The organism is Enterococcus camelliae, from assembly GCF_042685105.1.
GTDB classification, from domain to species: domain Bacteria; phylum Bacillota; class Bacilli; order Lactobacillales; family Enterococcaceae; genus Enterococcus_G; species Enterococcus_G camelliae.
Window position 1 is genome coordinate 33,030 of record NZ_JBHUMO010000033.1, and the last position, 12,231, is coordinate 45,260.

General features: G+C 38.2%; 12 protein-coding genes. 7 read left to right on the top strand and 5 right to left on the bottom strand.

Annotated elements, in window-relative coordinates; all coding sequences use genetic code 11:
• Positions 1–17: 17 nt before the first annotated feature.
• The 7 genes from ACFSR0_RS04625 to yihA all read left to right on the top strand — a co-directional run bounded on the left by ACFSR0_RS04625 (position 18) and on the right by yihA (position 6,552).
• The gene (locus ACFSR0_RS04625; protein ID WP_379980387.1) at positions 18–302 is read left to right on the top strand and encodes a hypothetical protein; all 285 of its coding nucleotides are present in this window, start codon (positions 18–20) and stop codon (positions 300–302) included.
• 21 nt (positions 303–323) lie between these two features.
• Complete coding sequence (sppA, locus tag ACFSR0_RS04630; RefSeq protein ID WP_379980389.1) at positions 324–1,358, top strand: signal peptide peptidase SppA; 1,035 nt, start codon at positions 324–326, stop codon at positions 1,356–1,358.
• Positions 1,359–1,360: 2 nt separating this feature from the next.
• Positions 1,361–2,026, top strand: coding sequence for an RDD family protein (locus ACFSR0_RS04635; protein WP_379980391.1), 666 nt, complete (start codon positions 1,361–1,363; stop codon positions 2,024–2,026).
• Positions 2,019–2,957: a hypothetical protein gene (locus ACFSR0_RS04640; RefSeq protein ID WP_379980393.1), complete on the top strand. Its 939-nt coding sequence runs from the start codon at positions 2,019–2,021 to the stop codon at positions 2,955–2,957. The genes ACFSR0_RS04635 and ACFSR0_RS04640 overlap by 8 nt, the downstream gene beginning before the upstream one ends.
• A 121-nt stretch (positions 2,958–3,078) precedes the next feature.
• Positions 3,079–4,359: a trigger factor gene (tig, locus tag ACFSR0_RS04645; RefSeq protein WP_379980395.1), complete on the top strand. Its 1,281-nt coding sequence runs from the start codon at positions 3,079–3,081 to the stop codon at positions 4,357–4,359.
• 157 nt (positions 4,360–4,516) lie between these two features.
• A complete protein-coding gene (gene clpX / locus ACFSR0_RS04650) occupies positions 4,517–5,767 on the top strand; it encodes an ATP-dependent Clp protease ATP-binding subunit ClpX (protein ID WP_379980397.1) in 1,251 nt (416 codons plus the stop codon).
• A gap of 191 nt (positions 5,768–5,958) precedes the next feature.
• Positions 5,959–6,552 carry a ribosome biogenesis GTP-binding protein YihA/YsxC gene (gene yihA, locus ACFSR0_RS04655; protein ID WP_379980399.1) on the top strand — a complete coding sequence of 198 codons (594 nt, stop codon included), beginning with the start codon at positions 5,959–5,961 and terminating at the stop codon, positions 6,550–6,552.
• 44 nt (positions 6,553–6,596) lie between these two features.
• Here yihA and ACFSR0_RS04660 read toward each other — a convergent pair whose 3' ends face one another.
• The 5 genes from ACFSR0_RS04660 to ACFSR0_RS04680 all read right to left on the bottom strand — a co-directional run bounded on the left by ACFSR0_RS04660 (position 6,597) and on the right by ACFSR0_RS04680 (position 12,134).
• The gene (locus tag ACFSR0_RS04660) at positions 6,597–6,764 is read right to left on the bottom strand and encodes an SPJ_0845 family protein (protein WP_379980401.1); all 168 of its coding nucleotides are present in this window, start codon (positions 6,762–6,764) and stop codon (positions 6,597–6,599) included.
• 84 nt (positions 6,765–6,848) lie between these two features.
• Entirely contained in the window at positions 6,849–8,768 is a 1,920-nt protein-coding gene (locus tag ACFSR0_RS04665; protein ID WP_379980403.1) for a PTS fructose transporter subunit IIABC, read from the bottom strand.
• Positions 8,769–8,779: 11 nt separating this feature from the next.
• Positions 8,780–9,697 carry a 1-phosphofructokinase gene (gene pfkB / locus ACFSR0_RS04670; RefSeq protein ID WP_379980405.1) on the bottom strand — a complete coding sequence of 306 codons (918 nt, stop codon included), beginning with the start codon at positions 9,695–9,697 and terminating at the stop codon, positions 8,780–8,782.
• A complete protein-coding gene (locus tag ACFSR0_RS04675; protein WP_379980407.1) occupies positions 9,694–10,449 on the bottom strand; it encodes a DeoR/GlpR family DNA-binding transcription regulator in 756 nt (251 codons plus the stop codon). The genes pfkB and ACFSR0_RS04675 overlap by 4 nt, the downstream gene beginning before the upstream one ends.
• Positions 10,450–10,592: 143 nt before the next feature.
• Positions 10,593–12,134, bottom strand: a complete 1,542-nt coding sequence (locus ACFSR0_RS04680) for a ClC family H(+)/Cl(-) exchange transporter (RefSeq protein ID WP_379980409.1) — start codon at positions 12,132–12,134, stop codon at positions 10,593–10,595.
• Between the last annotated feature and the right edge of the window lie 97 nt (positions 12,135–12,231).

A 12,231-nucleotide genomic window follows, 5' to 3' on the forward strand; every position in this document is an offset into this window, starting at 1 on the left:
TCTACAAAGGAGAAAAAATGGAAATATTGCAAACAATGACGTTTGGTCAGTTAAAAGAGATGGTTGCTAAATTAGAACAAAGCGGTCTAACGAATGAAACAAAGGTATTCATTGATACAGGGTGGGATAGTTTACAAGAAGTTGATCCATTAGCAATAAAAGTTGTCCAAGCTGCGCCTTTTCAAATTGAGGATGTCCTAACCAAAGAGCAATACGGTGGCTATGTTCGCGAAGAAAAACGGCACACGCAACAAACAGTCGGGGAAAATGAAACAGTGATTGTCATTGAACAATTTTACTAAAAAATAGTTAAGGGGGAAGTTATGAATAAGAGAAGATGGATTGGGATTGGAATTGCCGCTGCATTATTAGGTGTGTCATTGGTAACGAGTGGATTGAAAAAACAAGAGAAAACCGATAAAGAAAATACGTTGACGAATATGGAGCAGCTTCTTTATGGTTCCGGTCAATTAGAAGAAAGTGTGTTAGAAGAAGGCAATGAAGAGAAACGAATTGTGCAATTGACGGTAGATGGCACGATTACGGATACTGGCGAATCAAGTAGTTTATTTTCTACAGCATCTTACAATCACCAACAATTGCTAAATGAATTAAAAGAAATTCAAAAAGATTCCACCATCAAAGGTGTTTTGTTGGTTGTTAATTCTCCAGGTGGAGGGGTTTATGAGAGTGCGGAAATTGCTAAAGAAATCGCAAAGGTTCAACAAAAAGGCAAGCGACTTTATGTATCTATGAAGAGTATGGCAGCAAGTGGAGGTTACTACATTTCCGCATCTGCAGATAAAATTTTTGCTACAAATGAAACCATTACCGGCTCTATTGGGGTGATTTCTTCCAACTTAAACTATAGTGGATTATTAGAAAAATTAGGCATAAATGATCAAACATACAAAAGTGGTGCATTAAAGGATATGAATTCTTCTGTTCGACCAGCTACGGAAGAAGATAAAACCGTCATGCAAGCTTATATTGATAGTGCCTATAATCGTTTCGTAGAGATTGTGGCAAATGGTCGTCATTTACCTGTTGATACAGTGAAAAAAATAGCAGATGGTCGTATTTACGATGGAAGTCAGGCGGTAAAAAATGGCTTGGTTGATGAAATTGGCTACCAGGATGACGCATTAAAAGCATTGAAAAAGGAAAACAATCTGAAGGATGCAGAAGTCTTTCAATACAATGTATCAGCAACGGGCTTTGCTTCAAGTTGGTTGGGTTCTAGCTTAGCGGAAATGCAAGGCTTGAAACAATCAGATTCTTCTAGAATCATGTCTATTGTTGAAAGTATTGGAACGCCAGAAGCACCCAAACCAATGTATTATTACGGAGGTGAATAAGGATGACTCGCTATCGATCAGAAGACAACAACGAATTTTACCAACAACTGATAAATAAACGGAAACCTGCGCCTATCCAAGGTACTTCACTCAAACAAGCACAAGAAAAATGGTCAGGCTTGAATCCAGAAAACTTCCACAAAGAACCCGATTTTCCGACTTATTTCTTTGTTGGTTTTTGGATTCGTATGTGGGCATTTCTCATTGACTTGCTATGCATCAAAGGCATTACTGTCGCGACAATTGGCTTCTTTGCTCGTTTTCAGATTTTAGAGCCAAACAATTCTCTTTTAAGCATATACGGTCTTTTAGCTGCTGGACTTTACTATGGTTATTTTATTTTACTGACAAAATACAATCATGGGCAAACGATTGGTAAAATGATTTTCGGGATTCGCGTGGTTTCGTTAGTAGATGCTGAACTCACTTGGCAAACAGTGCTGATGAGGGAAGGAGTTGGCCGCTTTATCCTAAGTTTCCCTTGGGTTGGGTTATTGGGTTATCTCCCTATTTTAGGAACAACGAAAAAACAACAATTGGCTGATTATTTTAGTGAAACGTCAGTGGTTTCTTTAACAACCTTGTCTGCATTTTCTCATCGCCAAGAGGTGTTATCCGCGGATGAATCTTCTCAGATAGCTCATGAGGAAATGAGTTACAATGGCTAACAAAATAGATGAGCAAGCGTATCAAGAAGCAGTTCAGTTAGCGAATCGTTTGATTATTGAAAAAAAATACCAAGAAGCTTTTCCTTTTTTAAAAAAGTGGTATGAACAACAGCCAACTTGGCAGTTCAATTATCTGCTCGTGCAGGTTTGCTTTTTGCAAGGAAATTTTACGGAGGCATTAACCTATGCGAAAGAATGGCTGGATGAGTACCGTGAAACCACACAGGGAAGGATGCTGTATCTACAGGTTATCTTAATGAACCAACAGTTTCTTCAAGGATGGATTTTTCTATACCCACTAGCAACAAGCTTTAACTTAGGAGAGGAACGGGAATTTTTAGTGAAAATGGAAGAACTGCTTGCTTCTAATTCTCCCCAATTTTTAAACGAGAAACGAGAACAATTAAGGAATTTTTTGGCAATGGATCAATACGTTCATTCGACAGCATTTAACAACTGGATGGTCGGTCTGACGTCAACACAGTTTCGAGAAATTGTTGTGCCAGCGATACAAGAGCCAACCAATAGCTCTTGTATCGCTAGAATCTGTGAAATTCTCGTAAAAATAGGTGCAGATGAGACAATCAGCGTTTATGACATTCTAACGCATCAAACGCGATCAGTTGAATTTGGTAAACTTGAATTGCTTGAAAAGACAACGATTTTTGAGAAACTTGCACAAACTATTGCTGATCAGGTGACGAAAGAGCCATCTTTAGAAGAAAGTGTTTTGCAAGAACTATTGGGGCATTTTGCTTATTGCTTTCCATTCCTGCCTGATGAAAATGAATTGGTAGATTGGGTTACCGTTTATTTGGCGGATTTTTTACAAGTACCGCTAGCCAAGAATGATACCCAAAAGGAAAAATGGCAAGTGATAGCAGAAAAGAAACAAAAAATTAGAAACTACTTTGCAAAGGCACTAATGTAAGAGAATTTTGTTGCACTTTTTACTCAATATGTTTACAATTTCTTGTCGGTAGTGTACTATTTAAAGGTATGCATGAAACTATTTCATATAACAATATACTTAGATATTCGGAGGGAATTACATGACTGCAAAATGGGAAAAAAAAGGCACCAACGATGGTGTATTGACCTTTTCAATTGCAAATGAAGAAATTCAAAAAGGATTAACAACTGCATTTAACAAGGTAAAGGGACAATTAAATGTACCTGGATTTCGTAAGGGAAAAGTATCACGTACAGTTTTTAACAAAATGTACGGAGAAGAAGCTTTATACGAAGATGCTTTAAACGCTGTCTTACCAGCAGCATATGAAACAGCTGTTTTAGAAGCTGGCATTGATCCTGTTTCACAACCTAAGATTGATGTAAAATCAATGGATAAAGGTGAAGCTTGGACGATTGAAGCCGAAGTAACTGTGAAACCAGAAGTGAAATTAGGCGAATACAAAAACTTAACTGTAGCAAAACAAGATCGTGATGTAACAGAGGAAGATGTTGAAAACCGTTTGAAAACTGTTCAAGAACAACAAGCTGAGTTAGTTTTAAAAGATGAAGCAGCTGAATCAGGTGATACAGTTGTAATCGATTTTGAAGGTTTTATCGGCGAAGATGCTTTTGAAGGTGGCAAAGGTGAAAACTATTCACTAGAATTAGGTTCAGGCTCATTTATTCCAGGGTTTGAAGATCAATTAATTGGTCATAAAGCTGGCGATGCATTGGATGTTACGGTAACATTCCCTGAAGACTATCAAGCAGAAGATTTGGCTGGCAAGGAAGCAATTTTCAAAGTGACGGTTCATGAAGTGAAAGGCAAAGAACTTCCTGAATTAGATGACGAGTTTGCAAAAGATGTTGATGAAACTGTTTCATCACTAGAAGAATTAAAAGAAAAATACCGCACTGAAATCAAAGAGTCTAAAGAAAAAGCAGCCAAAGAAGCTGTTGAAGAAGGTGCGATTAAACAAGCGGTCGCAAATGCTGAAATCGTTGAATTACCACATGTGATGGTTCATGATGAAGTTCATCGTGCAATGGATGAATTTTTAAACAATATGCAACGTCAAGGAATTGATCCTCAAATGTACTATCAATTAACTGGCACAACAGAAGCAGATTTGCATCAACAATTTGAAGGTGAAGCGGACGAACGTGTTAAAACGAACCTTGTAATTGAAGCTATTGCAAAAGCTGAAGCACTTGAAGCAACTGAAGAAGAAATCGCAAATGAAATCAAAGAACTTTCTGAAGCATACAATATGCCAGAAGCACAAATTAAACGTGTATTGACAGAGGATATGTTAAAACATGACGTAACAATGAAGAAAGCAGTTGACTTAGTTACATCATCTGCAGTTGAAGCATAAGTCTTTGAATCAGAAAACTGTTCAATAGTTTCTATTGAACAGTTTTTTTAAAAGGACCTATCAAAAAATGACGTTTTTTCCTTTTTGATAGAAATATGCTATGATTAATGAATAGAAAATGAAGGAAACTTGTTAAATACCATAAGGGGTGAACTACTTGTACGACAATAAAAACAATAATGATGCAGTAAGATGCTCCTTCTGTGGCAAGGCTCAAGATGAAGTGAAAAAACTCGTTGCAGGACCTGGTGTCTATATTTGTGATGAATGCATTGAACTTTGTCGTGAAATCATCGAAGAAGAATTAACTGATGAAGCAATTCATGAATTTTTGGATGTTCCCAAGCCACAGGAATTGTTGAAAGTGTTAAATGAATATGTCATCGGACAAGACCGAGCAAAAAAAGCATTAGCTGTAGCCGTTTATAATCATTATAAACGAATCAATGCTAATTTGGATCGTACAGCTAGCGAAGATGAAGTGGAGCTACAAAAAAGTAATATTTGTTTGATTGGTCCAACAGGTTCAGGAAAAACATTTTTAGCTCAAACGTTAGCAAGAAGTTTAAATGTACCTTTTGCTATTGCTGATGCGACAAGTTTAACAGAGGCAGGTTACGTAGGGGAAGATGTAGAAAATATTCTATTAAAGCTATTGCAAGCTGCTGACTTTGATGTTGAGTATGCACAAAATGGCATTATTTACATTGATGAAATCGATAAAATTGCCAGAAAAAGCGAAAATGTTTCCATTACTCGGGATGTTTCAGGTGAGGGTGTTCAGCAAGCACTTTTAAAAATTCTTGAAGGAACGATTGCCAATGTACCTCCCCAAGGTGGCCGAAAGCATCCTCATCAAGAAATGATTCAAATTGACACAACCAATATTTTATTTATTGTTGGTGGTGCTTTTGATGGGATTGAAACAATTGTGAAAAACCGTATGGGAGAAAAAACAATTGGTTTTGGTAGTAATAATCGCAAGGTTCCAATTGAAGAGAGCACGATGAAATACATTATCCCTGAAGATTTGTTAAAATTCGGTTTAATTCCAGAGTTTATTGGTCGCTTACCAGTAATGGCTGCACTGGATAAATTAACCGTGGACGATTTGGTACGTATTTTAACAGAGCCTAAAAATGCGCTAGTGAAGCAATACAAAAAACTATTGTCATTGGATGATACTGAGTTGGTTTTTGAAGACGAAGCCTTACGGGCGATTGCTCAGAAAGCAATTGAACGTAATACTGGTGCGCGGGGTTTACGGTCGATAATTGAAGAAATTATGATGGATATTATGTTTGACGTTCCATCTGAAGACGAAATTGAAAAAGTTATTATCACCAAGGATGCTGTCTTAGAAAAAGGAAAACCAGTCATTGTGTATTCCGAGAAAAAGGCAGGGTAACGAGCTCAAAAGAAACAAATAGGCAATGATGAGAAAGAATATCCGAGCAATATAGAAAAACTTGTAACATTACTAGTTGGTGTATGAAAAATCACTAACTAGATGTGAGAGCTTTTTCTATGTGGTTCGGATATTTCCATGATAGATAGCAGTCAGTTGATACCAATTTTGTGACAAGAGGAGGAATAGCAATGAAAGTGCACAACGCAGAAATCGTGATTAGTGCTGTGTCGCCAGCGCAATATCCAGAGTCTGAACTACCTGAAATTGCGCTGGCTGGGCGATCCAATGTAGGAAAATCCTCGTTTATCAATACCCTAATCGACCGAAAAAATTTGGCAAGAACTTCTTCCAAACCAGGGAAAACACAGACGTTAAATTTCTACAATATTGAAGAAACACTTCATTTTGTCGATGTACCTGGATATGGCTATGCAAAAGTATCAAAAACGGAGCGAGCAAAATGGGGAAAGATGATTGAAACCTATTTGACGCAAAGAGAGCAGTTAAGAGCAGTGGTTTCATTGATTGATTTTCGTCATGAACCTTCTGTCGAGGATGTTCAAATGTATCAATTTTTAAAATACTACGAGATACCTGTGATTGTGGTAGCGACAAAAATTGATAAAATCCCAAGAGGGAAATGGAACAAGCATGAGAGTATGATCAAAAAAGCGCTCTCCTTTGAAAAACAAGATACGTTTATTTTGTTTTCATCCATAACTAAGGATGGGAAAGACGACGCATGGAAGGCAATTGAAAAGGCAATTGGGTTCAACGAATAATTAAAAAGATGTCACTCCTTTTCGAAGGAGGACATCTTTTTTGGTTATTTTTTTTCTTCTTGTTCATCAGTGGAAGTAGGTTTCGTTTTTAAAAAACGTTCAATGTCTACTTCCTCTTTTGGTTTATTCGAATTCTTTAACTCATCAGGAAGAATGGCAAAGTCATCGAAACGACGATCTAAAGAATCATCATATTGAAATTTAAGTCCCATGTAATCATCCTCCATTTAACGTAAGTTTACCACGATAGTTCAGAAAGGAAAAGCGGACTGATTACAGTCCGCTTTTTTGGTTCGTTATTTCGCTATATCTTTTTTCAATAAGCCATAGATTACGCCAGAAACAACAGAGCCAATCAAGATAAATACAAGATATAAAATTGGTTGACTAACTAAAGGAATAACGAAAATTCCACCATGTGGAGCCAATAGTTTGATTTCAAAAGCACCCACTAAACCTCCAGCTAATGCTGATCCAACAATAAAACTAGGAATTGCACGTAATGGATCGGCAGCAGCAAATGGAATGGCACCTTCAGAGACAAATGAAAGCCCCATGACAATATTGGTCAAGCCAGCATCAACTTGGCTTTTATCAAATTTTTTCTTGAACAGACGAGTTGCTACAAAAATGGCTAATGGTGGAACCATTCCTCCTGCCATAACAGAAGCCATGACGACTGAACCACCTGATGCAACCGTACTTGCTAGCGTACCAGTACCAAAAACATAAGCTGCTTTATTAACGGGTCCACCCAAATCGACAGCCATCATTCCTCCAAGTAGTACACCTAGTAAAGCGGCGTTTGTTCCGCTCATTCCACTTAAGAAACCATTCAAACCATCGTTAATTATTTTCATTGGAACATTCACAATTAACATTAAAAAGCCAGTAATTAGTAAGCCGAAAAATGGATAGAAGAGAATGGTTTTAATTCCTTCTAGTGATTTTGGTAATCTTTTGAATAGTTTCTTCAAGAAGACAATCACGTAACCAGCTAAGAAACCACCGATTAATGCTCCAAGGAAGCCAGCACCACCTGTATTAGCTAAAGCACCAGCAGCAAAACCAACAATCAGACCGGGACGATCCGCAATACTTGAAGCGATGAATCCGGCTAAGACTGGTAACATGAAACCAAAGGCAGCGCCACCGATTTGATTAAAGTGACTTGCTACGGTATTGTAGTTCCCTAACTTACTTAATTGATCACTAGGAACACCGATAAATTGGTCAATCATGAAAGAGAGGGCAATCATAATCCCACCAGCTATAACGAATGGGAGCATATGAGAGACACCGTTCATTAAGTTTTTGTAAATTTCTTGACCTACTGAACCTTTTGCTTCTTCTTTAGTTTCAGCAGTATCCGTACCTTCTGCATGGTATACGGGAGCTTTACCTTCTACTGCTAAATTTAATAATTCTTCTGTTTTTCGAATTCCATCACTGACAGGTCGATTGAGTAATTTTTTGCCATCGAAGCGATTCATTTCAACTTTTTTGTCAGCAGCCACAATTACGGCAGTTGCTCGTTGGATATCTTCAGCAGTTAAGCGGTGCTTAATCCCTTCTGAACCATTTGTTTCAACTTTGATATCGATGCCTAATTCTTTTGCTTTTTTCTTTAAAGCATCTTCTGCCATATACGTATGAGCGATTCCAGTAGGACATGCTGTAACGGCCACGACATAAGGACGACTTTCATCTTTAACTGGTGCAGTTTCAGCTTCGGCTTCAGCCTTTTCTTCCTCTTCACGTGTTTTTTCAGCTTCTGCAAAAAGTGATTGAACTTCTTCTGGAGTGGACGCTTGTTTTAGTTTGGCAACAAAATCAGGGTTAATTAATTGTCTTGAGAGAGCAGCAAGTGCTTGTAAGTGGGTATCATTGGCACCTTCTGGAGCTGCAATCATGAAAAATAGATAGGTAGGCTGGCCATCTAATGATTCGTAGTTGACACCATTTTTGCTTTTTGCGAATAAAACGGTTGCTTCTTTAACAGCTGAATTCTTTGCATGTGGCATTGCAATGCCATCACCCAATCCCGTGGATGTTTGGGCTTCACGATTTAGAATGCCTTCTTTAAATTGAGCAATATCAGTGATTCGGCCGGTATCGTATAATTTTTGAACCATTTCATCAATCGCCGGCCGTTTTTCAGTCGCTTGTAAATCCATAATCATTGCATCTTTTACTAGTAAATCATTGATTTTCATTTTTCTTCCTCCTATAGTTCAATTTTTTTGATCGTTACTTCAGGTAAAAGTTCTTCAATAAAAGCAGCAGTTGCCAAATCATCGGAAAAGGCAGTCGCACTGCCACAAGCAACGCCCCATTTGAAGGCTTCAACAGAATCATTTGTTTTTGCGTAATGACCAATAAAGCCAGCTATCATTGAGTCACCTGCACCTACAGAGTTTTTTACTTCTCTTTTCAGAACGTTGGATTGGTAGATGCCATCTTTACAAAATAGTAACGCACCATCACCAGCCATTGAGATAATGGCATGTTGAGCCCCATCAGCCAATAATTTTTGACCATATGGTAGGATATCATGAATGGACGTGAATTCTGTACGGTACAAATCTGCCAACTCATGGTTATTGGGTTTGACTAAAATAGGATTTGCAGGAAGGGAGGCTAGTAAGTCAGCACCTGTTGTGTCAATCACAAATTCGGCTTGTTTGTCTTTAATGATTGTAATAAGTTCTTGATAAAATCCTGCACGCAAACTTTTTGGTGTGCTTCCTGATAAAACGACAATATCGCCAGCTTGAATCGTGCTCAAAGCTTCTTTTAAAGCTTGTGTTTCTTCATTTGTTAGTGAAGGACCGGTCCCGTTGATTTCCGTTTCTTGAACGGATTTTAATTTGATGTTAATACGAGTATCGTCACTAACCGTGGTAAATTGACAACGAATTTGTTCTTGTGTCAACCAATCTTTAATAAAGTTGCCGGTAAAACCTCCTAAAAAGCCTAATGCAACGGAATCTGAATGGATTCGTTTCAAAATGCGAGAAACATTAATTCCTTTTCCACCGGGAAGCTTTAAATCAGAATTCATCCGATTGACAGCTCCCATTTCTAAATCATCGACATGAACGATATAGTCAATGGATGGATTGAGTGTCATTGTGTAAATCATTTGTTTACCTCCTTTAAAGTTGTTTTTTGTAAGAGTTTCTTTTTAAGATCAGTGGGGCAGTTATCAGTAATGATTTCGGCCTCAGATAGTGTTGCCACTTGAGTAAAAGTAATTTGTTGAAATTTTGAATGGTCTGCCAAAATATAACTATGTTGGCTATTTTTTAAACCAATTCGTTTGAGTAAGCCTTCCTCCGTATCGGGAGTCGTATAACCAGCAACCAAGTGAATGCCATTGATGCCAATAAATGATTGATTGAAGCGGTAGCGTTCCAATTGCCTAGCTGGCGAACTTCCTAGGATGGCATTGGTGGATAACTTGATTTGCCCTCCTAAAATGATTGTCTCAATCTGACGATCAATCAGTAATGCGGCATGTTTGACCGAATTGGTGACCACTTTTAAACGGTAGTCAGTTGGTAGAAAAGCAATCATAGCTAGAGTCGTGGTTCCTGCATCTAAGTAAACAATATCATCAGGCTGAATAATAGAAGCAGCATACTTTGCAATGCTCAGTTTTTCATCCAAATGTGTCTTACTTTTTTCAGTCATATCTGCTTCAAAAGTGAGTTGATGAATGCGTTTGGCCCCACCGTGAATACGAATTAAAAGACCTTGATTTTCAAGTGTTTGAAGGTCACGCCGGATGGTGGATTCTGAAGCTTTCAATGGACTCATTAACTCATTGATAGTAACAATCTCTGAGGTTGTTAAATAAGCAAGTATTTGGCGATGTCTCTCTTCTGTAAGCATTTTCAATCACCTCTTCACCGGATAGTCTAGCATAATCAATGACAGAAATCAATTAAAAACGGTCAAAAACGGTCAAAAACGGTAAAAAACATTCAAAAAAAGAGCAATCAATGATTCTTGATTGCTCAATACCAGTTTATTCTTCAAACTGTTTGGTTTATTTGGATAGCGAGTTTTTTTCGTAATTCATTCGCCTCTGAACTATCGGTCATAATTAATAAGATGTCACCAGAACGCATGATGGTTTCTCCATGAGTCAAAATAGCTTGTGTTCCACGTTGCAGAGAGATGAGTAACATGTTTTTAGGCCATTGAAAGTCTCTAACAGCAAGCCCATCAAGAATACTTTCAGCTGTGATGGGAATTTCAATCAATTGTCGTTTGCCAGTGATGCGGTTTGTTTTATTTTTCAAAAGTCTCTCCAATAGGGATTCGTAAATTGGCGCACCACCCAAACTATCTACAACTAAATAGGCAACAAGCGAAACGAGACCCGTGGCCATCAAATGATGCAGTGAACCAACCATTTCTGTGATTAAAATAATCGCAGTAAGTGGAGCCTTTCCAATGGCAGCGAAATAGCCAGCCATGCCAACAATAATAAAATTGCGTATATAGATGGGATCTAAACCAAAGTACTGCACTGCAATTGTCGCAAATAGGCATCCGAGAATTGCACCTAGAGTCAAGATAGGCAAGAAGATTCCTCCTGGCAACGAGGAGCCATAGGAAATCATCGAAAAAAGAAAACGCAAAGCGAAAAGAGCAATTAACAAAGTAATGCTATAGTCAGCATGCTCAATCGAAGTAATGATTTGATTTCCACCACCTAAAAGATGGGGAAAGAAGTAACCAATGGGGATAACCAAGAGAAAAGGGACGATGCCATGAAAATAACTTGGCAACGGCAAATGGTAAAATATTCGCGGCAGTCCTAGTAAGACATATTGGTAAAGACGAGCAAATAAACCCAAAAAAAGCCCAAAAATAATGAATAGCCAGTAATGACGTAATGGGATATCTTGCAAAGTTCCCAGATAAAGCACAGGCCGTAATCCAAAAACATATAGAGAAACAAAATTGGCTGTTAGCGCAGAAGCAAAAGAAGTCAACCAAACCAAAGGAGAAAAAGTATGATGCACTTCTTCAATAACAAATAGTAAACCGGCAATTGGGGCATTAAATGCTGCCGCTAAGCCAGCACTTGCACCACTTGAAATTAAAATTTTTCGCTCGAATTTAGGCACTTTTTGGGTATCTGCCATACCTTGACCAATGGTTGCGCCGAGTTGAATCGATGGCCCTTCACGACCCAAAAATAGTCCAGCGCCAACGGAGAGCGCACCACCTATGAATTTTTTCCATAGTACTTGAAACCAAGGATAATCGAGTTCGTCTTGTAACTGACCCTCAACTTGAGGAATACCACTTCCTTTAATAGCAGGTTCGGTTTTGATTAGCCATCCAACGAAGATGGCCACCCCCATTGAAAGAAAGGCCCAGAATGCTAAGTAAATTGGTTGTTGTTGACTCATCAAATAGAGATTTTCAGTAAGTGTGGAAAAATGTTCTATGAATAATCGAAACAGACTAACCACTACACCCGTCAAACCACCAACCACTACACCTTTTCCAACAAAAACTAAACGGGTTCGATCGATAAATTGGAGCTCGTCTCGTCCCATATTCGTCACCTCTTCTAAGTTATCCAATTATTTATGAGCTAGCTACCTAGTGGTACTACCAAATAAAAATATCATTTATGTGCCATTAATTCAATGC